The organism is Pseudomonas sp. FA-1 (assembly GCF_056856075.1).
In genome coordinates, this window is the sequence record NZ_JBWXTH010000005.1 from 131957 (window position 1) to 154879 (window position 22923).

Sequence of the window (22923 nt, forward strand, 5' to 3'; positions counted from 1 at the left end):
TTCCCATGCTCAAAAGCGGTTCCACTTCCGTCACCCAATCCAGTGAAAGCCAACTCGAAGCGCGCGAGCAACTTTGGCAGTCGTTTTCCAATGCGCCTTTGGAGGATGCCGAAAAGGAACGCAACCTAGGCCTGTTCATCCGCTCGGCGTCTCTGGCTCGTATGCTGGCGATCTCCGACCTGTACCGGGAAATCGTCCACTTGCCTGGGTCCGTACTCGACTTCGGAACATGGCGTGGCCAGAACGCCGTGCTGTGCGAAAACCTCAGGGCGATATTCGAGCCGTTCAACAAGCAGCGTCGGATCGCTGCGTTTGACACATTTGCCGGATACAAGTCCCATGCCGATGACGGCAAGATCAACAATGAACACTTCCAGGACGGCTGCTACGACACAGGGAACGGATATGCCGATTACCTGCGTCACCTGCTGGCCCTGCACGAAAGCATCAACGCCTTGCCGCAGGTATCGAGCGGTCATCAAGTCGTAGAGGGCGACATCAAGGATACCTTGCCGCAGTTCATCGAGCGGAATCGCAACCTGCTGGTTGCTCTGGCGTTCTTCGACATGAACCTGGAGGGGCCAACGCGTTTTGCTCTGGAGCAGGTCCTGCCACGTTGCCTACCCGGCTCCATGTTGGTGTTCTTCCAGCTACAGCGTGACTTCCTCCCAGGTGAAGGCTATGCCTACGTCACCGAGGTGCTGGGCAAGGTGCGCCACGAGATCAAGCGGTCGCAAACCTACCCATCGTTGTGCATCGTCAAGCTTCTGTAAGGAGAGCCACCATGTTCCTGATCGTTGGCAATGGCATGGTCGGCCTGGCTATCGCAGCGGGGTTGTCCCGCCACCTTCCGGGTGAGCAAATCCAGGTGGTTGGCCCTGCTGCGCGCCCTTTCAGCGCGTCGATGGCTGCAGCGGCCATGCTCAACTCTTTCGCCGAACTCGAACCGGGGGCCCTCGACCAGCCGCGGGATCGTTTGAAATTCGAGTTGAGCCAGGCATCTGCGCGTATGTGGGGGGCGTTTGTCGAAGAGTTCGAAATTCCTTCCCAGTACTACCGTTTGGGAACGGTACTGGTCAACAACAACGCGTCCAACAATTATGAGGATGCTGCGTTCGATGCCATTGCCGGCTACCTCGATGAGTTCGCCGAGCCCTACGAGCGTATAGAGCCGGCCAAGGAGCCTGCCTATGCCCCAGGGCCACGGTATCGCAGCCGGCAGGCTCTGTTCCTGCCGCGTGAAGGCGTGGTCAACCCTGACGGGGTGATCCGGGCGTTGCAGGCCACGCTGGAAAAGCGTGGCGTGCGTTTCATCGATGGTGTGGTGCAAACGCTGGAGAAACGCGGCGATCGAACCTGCGGCGTCAAGCTGGCCGATGGCCGTACCTTGTCAGGTGAGCGTATCGTGCTGGCCAACGGCAGCATGGCCACACGATTGTGGGACGAGGAAAGCTGCATCCGAGTGGTCAATGGCGTAGGCGCAACTGTGGTTCTGAAGAACCCGGGAATCAAAGGGCGCTACGTATTGCGTACGCCCAATCGTGGCGGTGCGTGCGGTATCTATCATGCGCCCTACGAGAACGATCTGTTCGTGGTTGGGGCCACCAACCTGGTGACGACGGCCGATGAGCAGTTCCCCCGCGCCGAGTCGGTAGCAGCGTTGGTCAATGGTGCGATCAACCAGGTCAACCAGATGCACCGCACCAGTGGGTTCATTCGCTACAACTTCGGATACCGTCCGGTGAGCCTCGATGGCTACCCGGTACTTGGGCAGCTCAACGGCAATACCTTCATCGCTACCGGTACGCGTCGGGACGGTTATCACTTCGCGCCATGGCTTGCGCAGAACCTGTCCTCTTTGTTGCTCGATCATTCGATTTCGGCCGAAGCCAGAGCCTACTTCGACCATGCCCGGCCATTGCGCAGTGCCATGCTTGACCAACCCGTCGAGGCTTGCTGTCGCAAATACGCAGCCGTCAAGGTGTCGGCGTTGTCGCAGCATGGCTACGAGGCGGGTCATACCGATGCCGACCAGGCGTTGGAGGAGCATTACTACCGTCGTGCCCGCGCGTTCTTCGACAAGCATGAACTCGACCAGGCGGTTCAGGTGGATTTTCTGGACGCTCTATTGGGTGGCTACCTGTCGCTGGCCGATTTCGCCTGAAGCATGTGGGCCGGAGAAACGAACATGAGCAAAGAAGTCATTCCTTTCAACAAGCCGTTCGTGGTCGGCAAGGAGCTGTTCTATATCGCCCAGGCGGTCATGAACGGTGGGATCGCGGGTGACGGGCAGTTTACCCAGATGTGCCAGCAATGGTTGGAAAGCAACCTTGGCTGTCCCAAGGCCCTGCTGACCCATTCCTGTACCGCTGCTCTGGAAATGGCGGCCATTCTGGCCGAAGTAGGCCCGGGGGACGAGGTCATCATGCCTTCGTTCACCTTCGTTTCGACGGCCAACGCGTTCGTGCTGCGTGGTGCCGTGCCGGTTTTCGTGGACGTTCGCAGTGATACCCTTAACCTGGACGAAAGGCTGGTCGAGGCGGCCATTACCGACAAAACCAAGGCCATCGTGGCTGTGCACTATGCTGGCCAGCCATGTGACCTGGATGCGCTATTGAGTATTTGCGACAAACATGGCCTGGTCCTGATAGAAGATGCAGCCCAAGCCATCCTGGCGCGTGAGAAGACCCGGGCGCTGGGCACCATCGGCCATTTGGGCTGCCTGAGTTTTCACGAAACGAAGAATGTCATCAGCGGTGAGGGCGGGGCGTTGTTGATCAACGATCCAAGGCTGATCGAGCGTGCCGAGATCATTTGGCAAAAAGGCACCAACCGTAAAGCATTCTCCCGAGGCGAGGTTAGCAAGTACACCTGGGTCGATGTTGGCTCGTCCTTCCTGCCGAGCGAGTTGACAGCTGCATTCCTGTACGCCCAGCTGGAGCAGGGCGAAAACATCAACGCTCATCGCCGTGCACTCTATGAATCGTATTTCCACCAGCTGGAACCACTCGAGGCGGATGGCTGCTTCATGCTGCCGCGTACTCAAGGGGGCAAGCCTGCCAATGCGCATATTTTTTATCTGTTGATGCGCGATAACGAAGAGCGCGGTGCATTGATCCGCTTCCTGCGTGAGCGCGATATCCATGCCGTGTTCCATTACGTACCGCTTCATGATTCGCCGGCCGGCCTGCGCTATGCCCGCAGTGCTGGCGAGTTGCCGGTGACCCGGCAGATCGCTGATTGCCTGCTGCGCCTGCCTCTGTATTCAGACATGAACATTCGCCAGGTCGCGCAAGTATGCGCAGCGATATTCCAGTTCTTCTCGGAACGCCGGGGCAAATGACCTCGCGCCCCCTCGACCGTATCCTTACCTGATCCTGGAGTTTCACCCGATGTCCCATCGTGCGCAGGTTGACTTGGTCTCTTCCGAGCAGGCCATGAAGCGCCTTCGGCAGATGTATGCCAAGCCAGAGCATCCGTATTACATCATGGCGCCCGACTATCGGGAGACCTCCTCGGGTATTGCCTCGCTGCACTACCTTTGCCATCTGCTCAACCTCAATGGTCGCGAAGCGTACATCTGTGGCGCCAGGGAGGTGAATCCGGACCTCAAGACCCCGTTGCTGAATGATCAGGCGAGCCAGCGTCATGTACAGGAGGGCAAGGTCCCGATCGCGGTATATCCGGAGGTCGCCGCCGGCAACCCATTCAATTGTTCGGTGGTGGCGCGCTTTCTGTTGAACTTCGAAGGTTTTATCAACGGCAAGAGCATGGACGCCGCGCCGAGTGACCTGTTGTTCTACTCTGGGCAGCTGATCGCCACTCATCATGGTCACCCAGAGGGTGACCTGCTGTGCCTGCCGACCATCGATATCGATCTTTTCTCGGCGCCGCCTGCTGGTAGCCAGCGCCAAGGCTGCTATCTCTACCAGAACCGTTTCCCCCTGGAACAGATCGACTATGCCCTTCTGCCGGCGGATATCCGTCTGTTGAGCATGGCCAATGCCTTGACATTGCCGGAGCTGGCCGATGTGCTTCGGCAGGCGCAGGTCCTGTATACGCACGAGTGGTCCATGACGTGTGTGATCGCGATTCTGTGTGGATGTCCGGTCATTTTCATTCCAGGGCACGGCATCGACCAGGCGTTCCTCGACGCCAGTTTTGTCGGTAGCGCCGGATTCGCCATGCTTGATCAGCCTGATGCGATCGAGCGTGCTCGTGCCGGCGTCGAGGGCGCGCTGCAGCGTTATGTCGAACGTACCGCCCCCTTCTGGAATCAACTGGATGTGTTCATCGCCAAGACTCAGGATGCTGCCTGTCGTGAGGCGATAGGCAACCGCTTTGGTGTTCTCGGTTGGTTGCGCCAACGCTATCCCCAGCCCCGACAATTGCAGCTGATCAATGAGGAACTGGCCAGGGCGAGCGTACCGCTATTCGCCATTTTGATACGCGATGATGGTGACCGGGCAGCGTTGGCACGAACGCTCGATAGCCTTGCGCGAAATGCATATTCGCATGTGCAGGTCCATGTGCTTGGGTGCGAGGAGCCGGGTTTGGCCGGCGTAAGCTGGGTCGCGTGCGATCCGGAGGCCGTGGGTGCGACGGTCAATTCAGTGCTTCAGAGCAGTTCCTGTGACTGGATGATGCTGGTGAATGCGGGGGAGGAGTTTACGGCCAGTGGCTTGCTGATGGCTGCGCTGGAACTGCAACAGACCCCTACCGAGTGTCTGGCGCTGTATGGCGATGAAACCATCCGCCTGCCCCAGGGGGGTATCGATACCGCGTTGCGCCCAGACCTGAACCTTGATTTGCTGCTGGCGTTTCCTGGTGCACTATCCCGTCATTGGTTGTACCGACGTGAGTCAGTACTGGCTGATAACGGTTTCGACGGGAGTTGTGGGGCGGCTTTCGAACTGCAATACCAGCTGCGCTTGGTCACGGCACGAGGCCTGCACTGCGTCGGGCACCTGAGCGAGCCTCTGTTGATCGCCAATGAATTGCCGATGCGGCCGTGCATCCAAGAAAAGTCGGTCATCGAGGCGCATCTGCGCTCCAGGGGATATATGCAGGCGCAGGCGATTGCGCTGGACAGGGCGCCGGGCTGCTACCGCATCGACTATGCGCATGAGCGGCAGGCTTCGGCCAGCGTCCTCATTTATCTGCAAGGGCCGTTGCTCCAGCTTCAACGCTGCCTTGAAAGCGTGCTCGCACAAACGACCCATGGCGATTATGAGATCGTCCTGATCGACCCAGGCAACGACGACCCGGCGCACATGCAGTGGCTGGACATGATCGAGGTATCTGGTGGTGACCGCTTCGAGGTGATGCGCTTCATGCCAGGCCAGCCCAGAGCTGCTATGTGCAATGCCGCTGCGCTGGAAGCTCGAGGCGAGTTCCTGGCCTGGCTGGATGCCGATAGCGCTGTGCTGGATGGCGACTGGCTGCAGGTCTTGCTCAATCATGCACAACGACCGGAAGTCGGTGCCGTGGGGTGCATGTTGCTGAACGGGGATGGCCTTGTGCGGCAAGCGGGGCTGGTGCTTGGCTTGGGCGGTACGGTTGGGCGGGCGTTCGAAGGCCGGCGGCCCCAGGATGGAGGGTACATGGGGCGCCTCGGGCTTGAGCAGAACTGTTCTGCGGTCGGCAGAGAGTGCCTCGTGGTGCGGCGGTCATCGTTCCTGGAGGTAGGCGGCTTCGAGGCCGATACACTGCTGGCCGAATGGGTCGATGCGGATTTGTGCCTGAAGCTGCAGCGGTCAGGTTACTTGAATGTCTGGACGCCCCATGCGCGAGTCCTTGTCGATCGTCCCGCCACGCGGCCAGCCACCTCTGAGGAGGAGGACGCGTTGTATGCACGCTGGCTGCCACAGCTGGCGCATGACCCTGCCTACAACAGTAATTTCTCATTGCGTCCGGCAGAAGGTTTTGTCATTCAGGCCAATGAGTTGAGCTGGCGTCCCTTGCAAGGAAGAGTACCTACGGTGCTGGCCTGCACAAGTGACGCGGTCAATGCCCAGGTGCGCCTGCTCGAGCCTCTCCAGGCCTTGCGCAAGGCCGGGAAGTTAGATGGTGCGATTGTCACCAGCCTGCTGTCGCCCGTCGAAGTCGAGCGCTTCGCCCCTTCGAGCGTGATCCTGCATCGCCCGGTGGACGAGCCAGGAATGCTGGCCCTACGTCGTTTGCGCGCGTTCTCGCAAGCATTCAAGGTCTACGACCTGCAGCAACCTTTCCTACCAGCGATCACGGGCGACCAAAGCGCTCGGGAGCTGCTTCAGCGTGTCGCTGGAGGGATCATGCAGGCCGACAGGGTTCTGGTTGCTGGTGCGCACCTGGCTGAACTTCTGCAAGGCGCGCATGACGATGTGCGTGTGCTTGAGCCCTTGCTGCCTGCGAGCTGGGGGCGTGTGCAAGGGGCACGTCGGGCCGGTGCCAGGCCGCGACTGGGTTGGCTGGAGAACAAGGATGTGCGGTTGTTGGCCGAGGTGGTGCCGCTGCTGGCCGGTGAGGTCGATTGGATCGTGATGGGGGATTGTCCTCCGGCATTGCTGCCGCTGGTCAAGGAGGTGCATCCGAGGGTCGGCTATGAACACTTTGCCGATGGCCTGGCTGCATTGAACCTGGATATCGCCCTGGTTCCGATGATGGATACGTTGGCCAATGCCTGTTCCGGCGACATACGCGTTCTGCAACATGCGGCCTGTGGGCATGCGGTGATCTGCAGTCGGGTGCCGGGCTTTGCCGGAGGTGAAGTATTGCCTTTGTCGCGTGTCGAAAACTCGACTCAGGATTGGATTAGGGCTATTCGTTTGCATCTGAGTGACCTAGACGCTTCGGCGGCGCTGGGGGATGCCTTGCAGGCGGCGGTGCGGGCTGACTGGTTGCTCGAAGGCCAGAGTCTTGAGCGATGGCGCCAAGCTTGGCTGGCGTAAGCTGGGGCGCAACGAAGCTGGTCGCGGTCTCGGTGCTCGGACGGCGGCCGGCCTCGCGATGGAGACGCTTGGTCTTCGCGTGACTTGGCAGTCGAAACGTGCATCTCTAATCTATTGAGTCAGCGGGCAGCTCCGTCGGCGCGGAACGCGAATAACTTGTGTTTACGGCCCGGTGCCCGAGAATTTTCGCCATTTCCATCAGGAAGCCACAATGATTGGCATCAAAAGCATCGCCAGTTACGTACCTGTCGAAGGTGTCGACAACTACGCCCAAGGTGCGAAATTCGGTAAGGATCAAGACTTTATCTTCGGCAAGATCGGTGCAACGTTCTTGCCGCGCAAGGCGCCTGTCCAGGAGACTTCCGACCTGTGTGTCGAAGCAGCCAATGCATTGTTTGCGGCCAATCCCTCCCTTGACCCGGCCTCTATCGATGCGGTGATCGTCGTGACTCAGAACGGTGACGCCGAAGGGTTGCCGCACACAGCGGCTATCGTCCAGCAGAAGCTCGGGCTGCCGACGCACATTGCAGCATTCGACATTTCCTTGGGCTGTTCCGGTTACGTTTACGGCATCTACGCCCTTAAGGGCTTCATGGAGGCGGCAGGTCTGAAGAATGGCCTACTCATCACCGCCGACCCATACTCCAAGATCGTCGACCCCGAAGATCGCAACACCACCATGCTTTTCGGTGATGCTGCCACGGCGACCTGGATGGCCGATGGTGCGGCCTGGCAGCTGGGCAAGTCGTTGTTCGGCAGCGATGGGGCAGGGGCGGAGCACCTTCGCACCACCGATGGCAAGTTCTTCATGAACGGTCGCCAAGTCTACAACTTTGCCTTGGTCAAGGTGCCGGCTCACCTGCAGCAACTGCTTCAGGCGAGCGAGCTGCAGGCCGACGATATCGATCTGTATTGCCTGCATCAAGGCAGTGCGGCGATCGTCGACGCTGTATCCGTGCGTTTCAACGAAGGCCAGCAGCGGGAAAAGTTCGTCAAGGACATGGTCGAGACCGGTAATACGGTTTCCTCCAGCATTCCGCTGCTACTGGAAAAGCACGTAATCGGTTCGCAACACAAGCGCGTTGCCCTTAGTGGTTTTGGTGTCGGCTTGTCATGGGGGTCGGCCATCATCGAGCGTGTCGACTGACGAACGGTATGCTGGAAAGAAGCGCTCGCCCGTTAGGCCAGCGCTTTTTTGTTTTTTATTTGGCGATTTTTTGGCGTCAACTCCTTGATTTGCTTGGGGTGGCAGGATGCCAGTAAAAAAAATCGAAAATGCCCCTAAAGCAAACTGCCCTTTCGACGATAACCATTACGAAGGTTCTCTAGGCCACACCCCCGGCGAATTGCCAAGGCCGGAAGCCGTAGTACCCAATCCAACGAGGAATTCGTCATGGCTTTGACCGTTAACACCAACACTACCTCTCTGGGCGTTCAGAAGAACCTGAACCGTGCTTCCGACGCACTGAGCACTTCGATGACCCGTCTGTCCTCCGGCCTGAAGATCAACAGTGCCAAGGACGACGCTGCCGGCCTGCAGATCGCTACCCGCATGACCTCGCAGATCCGCGGCCAGACCATGGCAATCAAGAACGCCAACGACGGTATCTCCATCGCCCAGACCGCTGAAGGTGCGATGCAAGAGCAGACCAACATTCTGCAGCGTATGCGTGAACTGGCCGTCCAGTCCCGAAACGACTCCAACAGCGCCAACGACCGTGACGCGCTGAACAAAGAATTCCAGTCGATGCTGCAGGAAATCGACCGTATCGCCAACAGCACCCAGCTCAACGGCAAAAACCTGCTGGATGGTTCCGCTGGCGTGATGACTTTCCAGGTCGGTTCCAACGACGGTACCAACAACCAGATCACCATCAGCCTGAGCTCGGCCATGAGCACCACTGGTGGCCTGTCGGGCCTGGCTGGCAAGACCATCGCCGGTGCTGATACCACTGCTGCCCAGAACAACTTCAGCGCGGCCATCTCGGCCATCGATGACGCCCTGCAGGCGATCAACACCACCCGTGCCGACCTGGGTGCCTCGCAGAACCGTCTGACCAGCACCATCAACAACCTGCAGAACATCAACGAAAACGCCGAAGCCGCTCGTGGCCGTGTACAGGACACCGACTTCGCCGCTGAAACTGCCCAGCTGACCAAGCAGCAGACCCTGCAGCAAGCTTCGACGTCGGTTCTGGCCCAGGCCAACCAGCTGCCATCGGCAGTCCTGAAGCTGCTGGGCTAATCTGCCTGACAGGTGTCGGCGGGGGAGTGCATCTGGTGCACTTCCCCGCCTTTTCATTGTGAGGTAGTAGACATGGACATGAGCGTCAAGCTGAACCTGTCCTATCACCCTGCACGTTCGGCCGAGCAGGTTGTCGACAAGCCGATGGTGCGGTCGACTGAAATCAAGGATGAAAGCGGCAAGCGCGATCCGATCGAGGCTCAGAGCGTCGATGAGGTCAAGAGCGCTGTTGCCGAAATCGAAAAGTTTTTGAAAGAGACCCGACGTAACCTGGAATTCTCGACTGACGAAGAGTCCGGCAAGATCGTGGTCAAGGTCATCGCCAGCGAAAGCGGTGAGCTGATTCGACAGATTCCCTCGGAAGAGGCCTTGCGGATCGCGCACAGCCTGAGCGATGTCAAAAGTGTTCTGTTCGAAGCCAAGGCATGATCCGCGGCCGGCAGTTACCATAGTTTCATGTCAGGCTTGCAGGAGCAGGATCTGACGCGTCAGCGAGAGGGATAACAGCATGGCAAGCCCGATTACTTCCAGTGTGGGTCTGGGTTCTGGTCTGGACATCGGTTCGATGGTCAAAGCTTTGGTCGGGGCCGATACCGCCGCCAAGCAAGCTCAGATCACCCGGCAGACCAGCAACAACAGTGCGATGATCTCGGGTATCGGTGCGCTACGCAGTGCCCTTACGGCGTTTCAGGACGCCATGAAGAAACTCAATGATCGCAATGCGCCCTCGTTCAATGCCTATGCGGCCAAGTCTGCCAATGAGGCGGTGGTCAAGGTTACCTCGAGCAATACTGCGGTTGCCGGTAGCTATGACATCGTCGTGAAGCAAATGGCCACCAGTTCCAAGGTGGCGAGCCAGCAATTTGCCGGTGGCGCCACAAGCGCTATTTCCGAAGGCACGCTTACCATCAGTCAGGGCGGCAAGACGTACGATCTCAATGTAGCGGCCGGTGCGACGCTGCAAAGCGTGCGTGACCAGATCAACAAGGAAATGGGCATCAATGGCATTTCTGCGAACATCATCAACGAGGAGGGCGGTTCCCGTCTCGTGCTGAGTTCGACTACCACAGGTGCCAATACCGATATCAGTCTGAGCGGTATCCCGGAGCTGCAGATCGATGGCACAACCCAGCTTTCCGGAAGCGGAGCTGGCTACATCACTGCCAAGGCGCAAGACGCCGAATTGACCATCGATGGGCTGACCATCAAAAGTGCGAGCAACACGGTAAGCAATGCCATCAGTGGCATGACGCTGGAGCTCACCGGTGTCAGTGCCAAGGCTAGCGATGGCACTGCCACACCAACAGCATTGACGGTGTCGGCGGATAACGAAGGGCTGAAGAAATCCGTCCAAGGGTTTGTCGACGCCTACAATACCTTGCAGAAAGCCATCACTTCATTGACCTCTACCAGCCGTGATGAAAATGACAAGCTGGTGCTGGGACCGCTCACCAACGACCCGACTACGCGTTCGCTGCTTGGGGATATTCGCAAGGTATTGAGCGAGGTGGGGGCCGGAGACAGGCTCACCACGTTGAGCCAGCTGGGTATCAATACGCAAAAAGACGGCACGCTCGAGTTCAACAGCGTCAAGTTCACTGCTGCCATGGATGAGAAGAAGCTGGGGCCTGAGGTGCAGGAGCTGTTCACTGGTACCAATGGCATCTTCGAGCGCATGAACAAGGCCATCGATCCCTACAACGCGACTGATGGCAGCCTGGCGACGCGCAAGGCCAACCTCGACAAGGCCGCCAAGAACCTCGCCGATCAGCAAGCTGCCCTGGATCGACGCACCGAGTCCCTGACCGAGTCGCTGACCAAGAAATACGTGGCCCTGGATGCCGCTCTTGGCAAGATGAAAGCCCAAGCCGAGCAAATCACCTCCATCTTCGAAGCGATCAACGCCCAGGCCAAGAAGTCTTGATTCGGCCTGATCGCATGAAAAGCCCGGCAGCGTCCCCCTGATGCGCCGGGCTTTTCTGCTTCTGCGCTAAAGTTTTTTGACGAGCCGACGATACCCAGGTATACGCAACCTTTTCGCTGCAACGAGGTAGATCCATGAACCCGATGTTGGCCCTTCGGCAGTACCAGAAAGTCAATAGTGTGGCGCAGACCTCCGAGGCCAGCCCGCACCGTCTGGTGCAGATGCTCATGCAAGGCGGCCTCGACCGTCTGGCCCAGGCCAAGGGCGCCATGGTGCGTAACGACATTGCCCAGCGCGGCATCCTGATCGGCAAGGCCATCGACATCATCGGTGGCCTGCGCGAAGGCTTGGACCTGGAAAACCACGGCGACAGCCTGGCTGATCTGGATAGCCTGTATACCTACATGAGCCGCCGGTTGGTCGAGGCCAACGTGCAGAACGATCCGGCGATCATCGACGAAGTGGCGCGCCTGCTGATCACCGTCAAGGAAGGGTGGGATGCGATCGGCGAAGAGGTTGCGCCCGTTTGATTTTTGGGAGGTTGCGATGAGCCAGGTGATCGAGCGTATCGAGCAGACCCGTGAGGCCTTGCTGGCGGCATTGGCGTGTCGGGATTGGGACGCAATCGGGGCGCTCGACCTCGAATGCCGGGTATGTGTCGACGATGTGCTGGCCGAGGCGCGGGTCGATGAGGCCGCTGTGAAGGGTAGTCTGGAGCAGCTGCTCGGGGTCTATCGGCAACTCATTGATATTGCAAGTGGCGAACGTCAATCGCTGGTCGATGAAATGACACAGATTCGTCAGGCACAAAACGCCGCAAAGGTATACCATCTGTTCAGCTGACGCTGGGCAATGCAGAAAACACGCGCCATTAATTTGACTGTGCGCGGTTTTTTGACTTAACTAGTGACTGTTTTCGCAAATTCAGACGTCCGAGCACTGAATCATTTCAGTCGGAATGATGTCGAGCACGCCCTCGGGCGTCGAAATGACTAGGGAAGTTGCTAACGCATGTGGCGTGAAACCAAGATCCTCCTGATCGATGACGACAGCGAACGCCGCCGCGATCTGGCGGTGGTCCTGAATTTTCTAGGCGAAGAAAACCTCTCCTGCTCCAGCCAAGATTGGCAGCAGGCGGTAGAGTCTTTGTCTTCGAGTCGTGACGTACTATGCGTGTTGATCGGGACCGTGAATGCTCCAGGCGGTGTACTGGGGCTCCTTAAGACAGTGGCAACCTGGGATGAGTTCCTTCCGGTTCTGCTTTTAGGTGAAATTTCTTCTGCGGAGTTCCCGGAAGACCTGCGCCGTCGCGTGCTGTTCAACCTCGAGATGCCGCCGAGCTATAGCCAGTTGCTCGATTCGCTGCACCGTGCCCAGGTCTACCGCGAGATGTACGACCAGGCCCGCGAGCGCGGCCGCCAGCGCGAACCGAACTTGTTCCGCAGCCTGGTGGGGACCAGCCGGGCCATCCAGCATGTGCGGCAGATGATGCAGCAGGTGGCGGACACCGATGCCAGCGTGCTGATCCTCGGCGAGTCCGGCACCGGCAAGGAAGTGGTCGCGCGCAACCTGCACTACCATTCCAAGCGCCGCGAGGCGCCGTTCGTGCCGGTCAACTGTGGGGCGATCCCGGCCGAGTTGCTCGAGAGCGAGCTGTTCGGCCACGAGAAGGGCGCCTTCACCGGGGCGATCACCAGCCGGGCCGGGCGTTTCGAGCTGGCCAACGGCGGTACCCTGTTCCTCGACGAGATCGGCGACATGCCGTTGCCGATGCAGGTCAAGCTGCTGCGCGTACTGCAGGAGCGCACCTTCGAGCGGGTGGGCAGCAACAAGACCCAGAGCATCGATGTGCGCATCATCGCGGCGACCCACAAGAACCTCGAGACCATGATCGAGGAAGGGACCTTCCGCGAAGACCTGTACTACCGCCTGAATGTCTTCCCCATCGAGATGGCGCCGCTGCGTGAGCGGGTCGAGGACATCCCGCTGCTGATGAACGAGTTGATCTCGCGCATGGAGCACGAGAAGCGCGGCTCGATCCGCTTCAACTCGGCCTCGATCATGTCCCTGTGCCGCCATGGCTGGCCGGGTAACGTGCGTGAGCTGGCCAACCTGGTCGAGCGCATGGCGATCATGCACCCGTACGGGGTGATCGGGGTTTCCGAGCTGCCGAAGAAATTCCGCTACGTCGACGACGAGGACGAGCAGCTGGTCGACAGCCTGCGCAGCGACCTTGAGGAGCGTGCGGCGATCAATGGCCATGCACCGAACTTCACTGGCCACGCGATGCTGCCGCCTGAAGGGCTGGACCTCAAGGACTACCTGGGCAATCTCGAGCAGGGCTTGATCCAGCAGGCATTGGACGACGCCAACGGCATCGTCGCGCGGGCCGCCGAGCGCCTGCGTATCCGCCGCACCACGCTGGTGGAGAAGATGCGCAAGTACGGCATGAGCCGTCGAGAAGGGGACGATCAGGCGGAAGGTTGACGCCTGTTGCTTTTGCACAATCGGGGCTGCTTTGCAGCCCATCGCCGGCAAGCCGGCTCCCACAGAGGCCGAACACGCCGAACCTTGTGGGAGCCGGCTTGCCGGCGATAGGGGCAGAGCAGAGCGTCCCGGGAGATGCATACCCGGCACGCCTATTGCTACACCGCTGGCAACATACCGGTTTTATGACGGTCAGCCACGCGAGAGAGCACGATGCCCCAGGCCGCCCACATCTCCCGAACCTCCGAATCGCACGGGCGCAGCCCGGTCGAGCAGGCCAGCCGCCAGGGCCTGGAGCAGGCGTTCGCCCTGTTCAGCCAGGTGTCCAGCCAGCTCAACGAGTCCTACAGCCTGCTCGAAGCGCGGGTCAGCGAACTCAAGGGCGAGCTGGCAGTGGTCAGTGCCCAGCGCATGGCCGAGCTGGACGAGAAGGAGCGCCTGGCCAACCGGCTGCAGAACCTGCTCGACCTACTGCCCGGCGGGGTGATCGTGATCGATGCCCAGGGCTATGTGTGCGAGGCCAACCCCGCCGCCTGCGAACTGCTGGGCGAGCCCCTGGTGGGCCAGCTGTGGCGCCAGGTGATCGCGCGCAGCTTCGCGCCGCGTAAGGACGACGGTCACGAAGTCTCCCTGCGCGACGGTCGACGCCTGTCCATCGCCACCCGTTCCCTGGACGCCGAGCCCGGGCAGCTGGTGCTGCTCAACGACCTGACTGAAACCCGTCGCCTGCAGGACCAATTGGCACGTCACGAGCGTTTGTCGTCCTTGGGGCGCATGGTCGCTTCCCTGGCCCATCAGATTCGCACGCCATTGTCGGCGGCAATGCTCTATGCCAGCCACTTGGCTGATGAAGAGAAAGACCTGCCACGGGAAACCCGCCAGCGTTTTGCCGGCAACCTCAAGGAACGCTTGCACGAGCTGGAGCACCAGGTCCGTGACATGCTGGTGTTTGCCCGTGGCGAGTTGCCGCTAAGCGATCGCATCAGCCCCAAGGCGTTGTTCCAGGCTTTGCAGCAGGCCGCCCAACCCCATGTCCAGGGGCATGCAGTACGCTGGCAGTGCGACAGCCACCTGGGTGAATTGTTGTGCAACCGCGACACCTTGGTCGGTGCCTTGCTCAACCTGATCGAGAATGCGCTACAGGCCAGCCAGGGCCCGGCGCGCCTCAAGGCCCACCTGTATCGCCGCGAGCAGGCCTTGCACCTGTGCATCAGCGATGCCGGCTGCGGCATCGATGCTGACTTGCTGGCTCGCCTGGGTGAACCCTTCCTCACCACAAAGGCCACCGGCACTGGCTTGGGCCTGGCAGTGGTCAAGGCTGTGGTGCGTGCGCACCAGGGCAACCTGGGCATTCGCTCCAAGGTCGGGCGCGGCACTTGCGTGCAAGTAGTGTTGCCGTTGATCGATGGTCGGCCACGGGAGGTCGTGTAATGACGGTGAAGGTCCTGCTGGTGGAGGACGACCGCGTCCTGCGCCAGGCGCTGGGCGATACCCTGGAAATCGGCGGTTTCGCCTACCGTGCCGTGGGCAGTGGCGAAGAGGCACTCGAGGCCGTTGCCGGCGAGGCATTCAGCCTGGTGGTCAGCGATGTGAACATGCCGGGCATGGACGGGCACCAGTTGCTGGCGCAACTGCGCTGCCTGCATCCGCAGTTGCCGGTGCTGCTGATGACGGCCCATGCGGCCGTGGAGCGGGCCGTCGAGGCGATGCGTCAAGGTGCCGTCGACTACCTGGTCAAACCGTTCGAGCCCAAGGCCTTGATCAGCCTGGTGGAGCGCCACGCCGCCGGCCGCGTGGGCGGTGCGGGCGAAGAGGGTCCGGTGGCCTGCGAGCCGGCCAGCCGGCAGTTGCTGGAGCTGGCGGCGCGGGTGGCACGCAGCGATTCCACCGTGCTGATCTCCGGCGAGTCCGGCACCGGCAAGGAAGTCCTGGCGCGTTACATCCATCAGCAATCGACCCGTGCGGCGCAACCCTTCGTGGCGATCAACTGCGCGGCGATCCCCGACAACATGCTCGAGGCGACCCTGTTCGGCCACGAGAAGGGCGCCTTCACCGGTGCCATCGCCGCCCAGGCGGGCAAGTTCGAGCAGGCCGACGGCGGTACCTTGCTGCTCGACGAGATTTCCGAAATGCCCCTTGGCCTGCAGGCCAAGCTCCTGCGTGTGCTGCAGGAGCGGGAGGTCGAGCGGGTGGGTGGGCGCAAACCGATCGCCCTGGATATCCGCGTGCTGGCCACCACCAACCGCGACCTCGAAGGCGAGGTGGCTGCCGGGCGCTTCCGTGAAGACCTCTACTATCGTTTGTCAGTCTTCCCGCTGGCCTGGCGACCGTTGCGCGAGCGCAGCGCCGATATCCTGCCGTTGGCCGAACGCCTGCTGGCACGCCATGTGGCGAAGATGAAACATGCCCCGGTGCGCTTGTCGGCCGAGGCGCGCGCGTGCCTGCAGGGGTATGCCTGGCCGGGCAACGTGCGCGAGCTGGACAACGCCTTGCAGCGGGCCTTGATCCTGCAGCAGGGCGGCTTGATCGAGGCGGCGGATTTCTGTCTGGCGGGTGTCATCCCCCTGTCGGCGCCTCTGCACGCTGCCACGCAGGCCGTGAACGAGGCGCCTGCCGAGCCGGGCGGGCTGGGCGATGATATGCGTCGCCACGAATTCCAGATGATCATCGACACCCTGCGCGCCGAGCGAGGCCGACGCAAGGAAGCCGCCGAACGGCTGGGAATCAGCCCGCGTACCCTGCGCTACAAGCTGGCGCAAATGCGTGATGCCGGGTTCGACGTCGAGGCCAGCCTGTACGGCTGACGAGTGTTTCATGGGCTGCGTGCAGGGCTGGCACTCTTGTTGCTAGTTCCAGCCCATTCGCTGCATGAGCGTCAAAAAAATGCGGCCGCCGGAGAGAAGAGATCCATGACCCAAGGTGTTGAATTCAATCGTCTGATGCTGGACATGCGGGCCATGCAGGCCGAAGCCATGTCCCAGCCCAAGGTCGCGGCTGCGCCTGAGCTGGCCCCGGGCCAGAGCAGCTTCGCCGACATGCTCGGCCAGGCCATCGGCAAGGTGCACGAGACCCAACAGGCCTCCACCCAGCTGGCCAACGCCTTCGAGATCGGCAAGAGCGGTGTCGACCTGACCGACGTGATGATCGCTTCGCAGAAAGCCTCCGTATCGTTCCAGGCCCTGACCCAGGTGCGTAACAAACTGGTCCAGGCGTACCAGGACATCATGCAGATGCCGGTTTGAGGGCAGGGTAGGTCATGGCCGAAGCAGTCGTCGATAACGCCCCCGCCAAGAGCGGTCCGCCAGCGGCCAAGCCGCCGCTGTTCGGCATGGCGTTCCTGGAAAACATCTCGCAGATGCCCATGCTGCGTCAGGTCGGCCTGTTGGTCGGGTTGGCCGCCAGCGTGGCGATCGGCTTTGCCGTGGTGCTCTGGTCGCAGCAGCCGGACTACCGGCCGCTGTACGGCAGCCTGGCAGGCATGGATGCCAAGCAGGTCATGGACACCCTGGCCTCGGCCGACATCGGCTACCGCGTGGAGCCCAACTCCGGCGCTTTGCTGGTCAAGGCCGACGACCTGTCCCGCGCACGCTTGAAGCTCGCGGCTGCAGGCGTAGCGCCCAGCGATGGCAACATCGGCTTCGAGATCCTCGACAAGGAGCAGGGCCTTGGCACCAGCCAGTTCATGGAGGCCACCCGTTACCGCCGGGGGCTGGAAGGCGAACTGGCGCGTACCGTCTCCAGCCTGAACAACGTCAAGGCCGCCCGGGTGCACCTGGCGATCCCCAAGAGCTCGGTGTTCGTACGCGACGAGCGCAAGCCCAGTGCATCGGTACTGGTCGAGTTGTACCCGGGCCGAGCCCTGGAAGCCGGGCAGGTGATGGCCATCGTCAACCTGGTCGCCACCAGCGTGCCGGAGCTGGACAAGTCCCAGGTCACCGTGGTCGACCAGAAGGGCAACCTGCTGTCCGACCAATTGCAGGACAACGCCCTGACCATGGCCGGCAAGCAGTTCGACTACAGCCGCCGCATGGAAGGCCTGCTGACCCAGCGCGTGCACAACATCCTGCAGCCGGTGCTGGGCAACGACCGCTACAAGGCCGAGGTGTCCGCCGACGTCGACTTCAGCGCGGTGGAGTCCACCTCCGAGCAGTTCAACCCTGACCAGCCGGCCCTGCGCAGCGAGCAGTCGGTGAACGAGCAGCGCACCAGCAGCCAGCCGCCGCAAGGCGTACCGGGTGCCTTGAGCAACCAGCCGCCGGCCGGTGCCGCAGCCCCTGAAAACGCCACGGCCGCTGCACCGCCCGCAGGGGCGATCCAGCCCGGGCAACCGCTGGTCGATGCCAACGGCCAGCAGATCATGGACCCGGCCACCGGCCAGCCGATGCTCGCGCCGTACCCGGCCGATAAGCGTCAGCAGACCACCAAGAACTTCGAGCTGGACCGCTCCATCAGCCATACCCGCCAGCAGCAGGGTCGCCTGACCCGCCTGTCGGTGGCGGTGGTGGTGGACGACCAGGTCAAGGTCGATGCCGCCACCGGCGAGACCACCCGGGCGCCCTGGGGCGCCGAAGACCTGGCACGCTTCACCCGCCTGGTACAGGACGCGGTGGGCTTCGATGCCAGCCGCGGCGACAGCGTGACCGTGGTCAACGTGCCGTTCTCCGCCGACCGTGGCGTGGAGCTGGCCGACATTCCGTTCTATTCGCAGCCGTGGTTCTGGGACATCGTCAAGCAAGTGCTGGGCGTGGTGTTCATTCTGGTGCTGGTGTTCGGCGTGCTGCGCCCGGTGCTCAACAACATCACCGGCGGTGGCAAGCAGGCCGCCGCTACCGACAGCGACATGGAGCTGGGCGGGATGATCGGTCTGGATGGCGAACTGGCCAACGACCGCGTCACCCTCGGTGGCCCGCAAAGCATTCTGTTGCCTAGCCCCAGCGAGGGCTACGAAGCACAGCTCAACGCAATCAAGGGCCTGGTGGCCGAAGACCCGGGCCGCGTAGCCCAGGTCGTGAAAGAGTGGATCAACGCCGATGAGTGACAACCGAGCCGTTACCGCCAAGCTGAGCCGCGTCGACAAGGCGGCGATCCTCCTGCTGTCCCTGGGCGAGACCGACGCCGCCCAGGTGCTGCGCCACATGGGGCCCAAGGAAGTGCAGCGGGTCGGCGTGGCCATGGCGCAGATGGGCAACGTGCACCGCGAGCAGGTCGAGCAGGTGATGAGCGAGTTCGTCGAGATCGTTGGCGACCAGACCAGCCTGGGCGTGGGCTCGGACGGCTATATCCGCAAGATGCTCAACCAGGCCTTGGGCGAAGACAAGGCCAATGGCCTGATCGACCGCATCCTGCTCGGCGGCAACACCAGCGGCCTGGACAGCCTCAAGTGGATGGAGCCGCGTGCCGTGGCCGATGTCATCCGCTACGAGCACCCGCAGATCCAGGCGATCGTGGTCGCCTACCTGGACCCCGACCAGGCCGGCGAGGTGCTGAGCAACTTCGACCACAAGGTGCGCCTGGACATCATCCTGCGCGTGTCGTCGCTCAACACTGTGCAGCCGGCGGCGCTCAAGGAGCTCAACCAGATCCTCGAGAAGCAGTTCTCCGGCAACTCCAACGCCGCGCGTACCACCTTGGGCGGCATCAAGCGTGCAGCCGACATCATGAACTTCCTGGACAGTTCGGTGGAAGGCCAGCTGATGGACTCGATCCGCGAGATCGACGGCGACCTGTCCGAGCAGATCGAAGACTTGATGTTCGTCTTCAACAATCTGGCCGACGTGGACGACCGTGGTATCCAGGCGCTGTTGCGCGAGGTGTCCTCCGATGTGCTGGTGGTTTCGCTCAAGGGGGCCGACGAGAAGGTCAAGGACAAGATCTTCCGCAACATGTCCAAGCGGGCCTCGGAGCTGCTGCGCGACGACCTGGAGGCCAAAGGCCCGGTGCGGGTCAGCGATGTCGAGGCGGCGCAGAAGGAAATCCTCACCATCGCACGGCGCATGGCCGAGGCGGGCGAAATCGTGCTCGGCGGCAAGGGCGCCGAGGAAATGATCTGATCCAATCTGCGCCAGCTCCTGTAGGAGCGGCCTTGTGCCGCGAAAGGGCTGCGAAGCAGCCCCTGGATTTCAGCGTTTTTGCATAGATTGCCGGGGCTACTTCGCAGCCCTTTCGCGGCACAAGGCCGTTCCTACACCAAATGGCGTTGCTCATTGATGAGTACCTGAAGAACATGCCCACCAAAGAATCCCACCCCAGCGACCTGATCCGCGCCCGCGACCTCGAGGGTGTCGACGTCTGGCCGCTGCCCAGCTTCGACCCGGAGCCGGAACCTGAGCCAGAGCCTGAACCTGAGCCGGAGGTCGTCGAGGAGGAAGTCGAGGAAGTGCCGCTGGAAGACGTCCAGCCGCTGACCCTCGAGGAGCTCGAGGCCATTCGCCAGGAGGCCTACAACGAAGGCTTCGCCACCGGCGAGCGCGAGGGCTTTCACAGCACCCAGCTGAAGGTTCGGCAGGAGGCCGAAGCGGCCCTGGCAGCCAAGCTGGGTAGCCTGGAGCGCTTGATGGGCCACCTGCTCGAGCCAATCGCCGAGCAGGACGAAGAGATCGAAAAAGGTCTGGTGCACCTGGTGGCGCACATGGTGCGCCAGGTGATCGGCCGCGAGCTGCACAGCGACTCGAGCCAGATCACCCACGTGCTGCGCGAGGCGCTGAAGCTGTTGCCGATGGGCGCCGAGAACATCCGTATCCACCTCAACCCCCAGGACTTCGAGCAAATCAAGGCCCTGCGCGAGCGCCACGAGGAGCGTTGGAAGCTGCTCGAGGACGAGGCCCTGCTGCCAGGGGGCTGCCGCATCGAAACGCTGCACAGCCGTATCGACGCTACCATGGAGACGCGTACCGAGAAAGCCCTGGCGCAATTGTTCGACCAGTTGCACGAGCAAGGCCTGCACCCGGCGGCGCCGGACCTCTCGGTGGACCTGGAGCACGGCGATGCGTCTTGAGCGCACCAGCTTCGCCAAGCGCCTTGGCAGCTACGCCGGGGCGGTGAAGCTGCCGGACCAGCCGATCGTGGAGGGCCGCCTGCTGCGCATGGTCGGCCTGACCCTGGAGGCCGAGGGCCTGCGCACTGCCGTGGGCGGGCGTTGCCTGGTGATCAACGACGACAGCCACCACCCGGTCCAGGTCGAGGCCGAGGTGATGGGCTTTGCCGGTTCGAAGATCTTCCTCATGCCGGTCGGCAGCGTCGCCGGCATCGCCCCTGGGGCCCGGGTGGTGCCGCTGGACGAGGGCGGCCGCCTGCCCATGGGCATGAGCATGCTCGGGCGTGTGCTCGACGGTGCCGGTCGTGCCCTGGATGGCAAGGGTGGGATGAAGGCCGAGGACTGGGTGCCGATGGACGGCCCGATCATCAACCCGCTCAACCGTGACCCGATCAGCCAGCCGCTGGACGTGGGCATTCGCAGCATCAACGGCCTGCTCACGGTTGGCCGGGGGCAGCGCTTGGGCCTGTTCGCCGGCACCGGCGTAGGTAAATCGGTCTTGCTGGGCATGATGACCCGCTTCACCGAGGCCGAGATCATCGTGGTCGGGCTGATCGGCGAACGGGGCCGCGAGGTGAAGGAATTCATCGAGCATATCCTCGGCGAAGAAGGGCTCAAGCGCTCGGTGGTGGTGGCATCGCCTGCCGATGATGCGCCCTTGATGCGCTTGCGTGCGGCCATGTACTGCACACGTATCGCCGAGTATTTCCGCGACAAGGGCAAGAACGTGCTGCTGCTGATGGACTCGCTGACCCGTTTCGCCCAGGCCCAGCGGGAAATCGCCCTGGCCATCGGCGAGCCGCCGGCGACCCGTGGCTACCCGCCGTCGGTGTTCGCCAAGCTGCCCAAGCTGGTTGAGCGGGCCGGCAACGGTGAGCCCGGCGGTGGTTCGATCACCGCGTTCTATACCGTGTTGTCCGAAGGTGACGACCAGCAGGACCCCATCGCCGACTCGGCGCGGGGCGTGCTCGATGGCCATTTCGTGCTGTCCCGGCGGCTGGCGGAGGAGGGGCATTATCCGGCCATCGATATCGAAGCGTCGATCAGCCGGGTCATGCCCCAGGTGGTCGATGCCGAGCACCTGCGCGAGGCGCAGAAGTTCAAGCAGCTGTGGTCGCGCCTGTCGCAAAGCCGCGACCTGATCAGCGTGGGTGCCTATGTCGCTGGCGGCGACCCGGAAACCGACCAGGCCATCGCCTTGCAGTCGCGCTTGGTGGGCTTCCTGCGCCAGGGGTTGCAGGAGAATGTCGGCATGACACAGAGTCGCGAGCAGCTTCACGGAATCTTCGCAGCGCCGGTGGGAGGCTGATAGGTCATGGGGCTGCCCAGTCGAGCCGCGCGCCTGGCGCCGGTGGTGGACATGGCCGAGGAGGCCGAGCGCAAGGCCGCCCAGCGCCTGGGGCATTTCCAGCAGCAGGTGGCCCTGGCCCAGGCCAAGCTGACCGAGCTCGAGCGTTTTCGCGAGGACTACCAGCTGCAGTGGATCGACCGTGGTGGGCAAGGGGTGAACGGCAACTGGCTGGTCAACTACCAGCGCTTCCTGGGGCAGCTGGAGACCGCCATGACCCAGCAGCGCCAGAGCCTGACCTGGCACCAGAACAACCTCAACAATGCCCGAGATACTTGGCAGCAGGCTCACGCCCGCGTAGAGGGGCTGCGCAAGCTGGTGCAGCGCTACCAGGACGAGGCCCGGCGTGCCGAGGACAAGCGCGAGCAGAAGTTGCTGGATGAATTGTCCCAGCGCCTGCCGCGCGAGCGGCATCTGTAACGCGTTTCGGCCCAATCGCGGGACAAGCCCGCTCCCACAGGCAAGGTGAAGCGCCGAGCCTGGATGAAGGCACCCAACTTTTTGCGGACAGTACAACCTGTGGGGGCGGGCTTGTCCCGCGATGGGGTCTGCAAGGCCCCCGCAAACCCAACTTGCAGGCTCCGGGCCGGGCTGCTAAACCTTTTAGGATCGTATTCGCCATCTTCATCGAAGGAATCGCTGGCATGGCTGTGGAGTCCGATTTTTCAAAGGACGAGAAAAAACTGACGATCAAGGTCAAGGGCCGTTTCGATTTCGGCAGGCACCAAGAATTTCGCAATGCCTACGAACGCCAGCCTGTGCGTCCGGACTCAGTGGTCGTCGACCTCAAGGATGCCACCTACCTCGATAGCTCCGCCCTGGGCATGCTGCTGTTGTTGCGTGACCACGAAGGCGGCGAAGATGCCTGCATCAGCGTGATCAACACCAGCCCTGACGTGCGCAAGATCCTCGCCATCTCCAACTTCGAAAAACTGTTCGATATCAGCTGAGCCCATC

At 61.8% G+C, this 22923-nt stretch carries 20 protein-coding genes; all 20 read left to right on the plus strand.

Annotated elements, in window-relative coordinates:
• Positions 1-5 precede the first annotated feature (5 nt).
• Entirely contained in the window at positions 6-773 is a 768-nt protein-coding gene (locus tag AC1MHZ_RS11270; RefSeq protein ID WP_480460330.1) for a class I SAM-dependent methyltransferase, read from the plus strand.
• 11 nt (positions 774-784) lie between these two features.
• Positions 785-2164, plus strand: a complete 1380-nt coding sequence (locus AC1MHZ_RS11275) for an NAD(P)/FAD-dependent oxidoreductase (RefSeq protein ID WP_480460329.1) — start codon at positions 785-787, stop codon at positions 2162-2164.
• Positions 2165-2188: 24 nt separating this feature from the next.
• Positions 2189-3343, plus strand: coding sequence for a dTDP-4-amino-4,6-dideoxygalactose transaminase (gene rffA, locus AC1MHZ_RS11280; RefSeq protein ID WP_480460328.1), 1155 nt, complete (start codon positions 2189-2191; stop codon positions 3341-3343).
• A gap of 49 nt (positions 3344-3392) precedes the next feature.
• Complete coding sequence (locus AC1MHZ_RS11285) at positions 3393-6929, plus strand: glycosyltransferase (RefSeq protein ID WP_482966360.1); 3537 nt, start codon at positions 3393-3395, stop codon at positions 6927-6929.
• A 211-nt stretch (positions 6930-7140) separates the two neighbouring features.
• A complete protein-coding gene (locus AC1MHZ_RS11290) occupies positions 7141-8076 on the plus strand; it encodes a ketoacyl-ACP synthase III (protein WP_482966361.1) in 936 nt (311 codons plus the stop codon).
• 246 nt (positions 8077-8322) lie between these two features.
• Positions 8323-9174 (plus strand): flagellin domain-containing protein, encoded by an 852-nt coding sequence (locus AC1MHZ_RS11295; RefSeq protein ID WP_480460325.1) that lies wholly within the window; start codon positions 8323-8325, stop codon positions 9172-9174.
• Between the two features lie 72 nt (positions 9175-9246).
• Positions 9247-9603 carry a flagellar protein FlaG gene (locus AC1MHZ_RS11300; RefSeq protein WP_480460324.1) on the plus strand — a complete coding sequence of 119 codons (357 nt, stop codon included), beginning with the start codon at positions 9247-9249 and terminating at the stop codon, positions 9601-9603.
• 79 nt (positions 9604-9682) lie between these two features.
• Positions 9683-11098 (plus strand): flagellar filament capping protein FliD, encoded by a 1416-nt coding sequence (gene fliD / locus AC1MHZ_RS11305; RefSeq protein ID WP_480460323.1) that lies wholly within the window; start codon positions 9683-9685, stop codon positions 11096-11098.
• A gap of 134 nt (positions 11099-11232) precedes the next feature.
• Positions 11233-11628, plus strand: a complete 396-nt coding sequence (gene fliS, locus AC1MHZ_RS11310) for a flagellar export chaperone FliS (protein WP_482966362.1) — start codon at positions 11233-11235, stop codon at positions 11626-11628.
• Between the two features lie 16 nt (positions 11629-11644).
• Entirely contained in the window at positions 11645-11941 is a 297-nt protein-coding gene (fliT, locus tag AC1MHZ_RS11315; protein WP_482966363.1) for a flagellar protein FliT, read from the plus strand.
• Between the two features lie 168 nt (positions 11942-12109).
• Positions 12110-13585, plus strand: coding sequence for a transcriptional regulator FleQ (gene fleQ, locus AC1MHZ_RS11320; protein ID WP_084858237.1), 1476 nt, complete (start codon positions 12110-12112; stop codon positions 13583-13585).
• Between the two features lie 213 nt (positions 13586-13798).
• Positions 13799-15016 (plus strand): sensor histidine kinase, encoded by a 1218-nt coding sequence (locus AC1MHZ_RS11325; protein WP_482966364.1) that lies wholly within the window; start codon positions 13799-13801, stop codon positions 15014-15016.
• The gene (locus tag AC1MHZ_RS11330; protein WP_482966365.1) at positions 15016-16389 is read left to right on the plus strand and encodes a sigma-54-dependent transcriptional regulator; all 1374 of its coding nucleotides are present in this window, start codon (positions 15016-15018) and stop codon (positions 16387-16389) included. Before AC1MHZ_RS11325 ends, AC1MHZ_RS11330 begins: the two co-directional genes overlap by 1 nt.
• Before the next feature lie 105 nt (positions 16390-16494).
• Complete coding sequence (fliE, locus tag AC1MHZ_RS11335; protein ID WP_084858234.1) at positions 16495-16827, plus strand: flagellar hook-basal body complex protein FliE; 333 nt, start codon at positions 16495-16497, stop codon at positions 16825-16827.
• Between the two features lie 14 nt (positions 16828-16841).
• Positions 16842-18623, plus strand: coding sequence for a flagellar basal-body MS-ring/collar protein FliF (fliF, locus tag AC1MHZ_RS11340; RefSeq protein WP_324817588.1), 1782 nt, complete (start codon positions 16842-16844; stop codon positions 18621-18623).
• Positions 18616-19635: a flagellar motor switch protein FliG gene (gene fliG, locus AC1MHZ_RS11345; protein WP_084858232.1), complete on the plus strand. Its 1020-nt coding sequence runs from the start codon at positions 18616-18618 to the stop codon at positions 19633-19635. The genes fliF and fliG overlap by 8 nt, the downstream gene beginning before the upstream one ends.
• A 173-nt stretch (positions 19636-19808) precedes the next feature.
• Positions 19809-20579 (plus strand): flagellar assembly protein FliH, encoded by a 771-nt coding sequence (gene fliH / locus AC1MHZ_RS11350; RefSeq protein ID WP_482966366.1) that lies wholly within the window; start codon positions 19809-19811, stop codon positions 20577-20579.
• Entirely contained in the window at positions 20569-21927 is a 1359-nt protein-coding gene (fliI, locus tag AC1MHZ_RS11355; protein WP_084858231.1) for a flagellar protein export ATPase FliI, read from the plus strand. Before fliH ends, fliI begins: the two co-directional genes overlap by 11 nt.
• Before the next feature lie 6 nt (positions 21928-21933).
• Positions 21934-22386, plus strand: a complete 453-nt coding sequence (gene fliJ, locus AC1MHZ_RS11360) for a flagellar export protein FliJ (protein WP_084858230.1) — start codon at positions 21934-21936, stop codon at positions 22384-22386.
• Positions 22387-22610: 224 nt separating this feature from the next.
• A complete protein-coding gene (locus AC1MHZ_RS11365) occupies positions 22611-22916 on the plus strand; it encodes an STAS domain-containing protein (protein ID WP_084858229.1) in 306 nt (101 codons plus the stop codon).
• Positions 22917-22923: the final 7 nt, after the last annotated feature.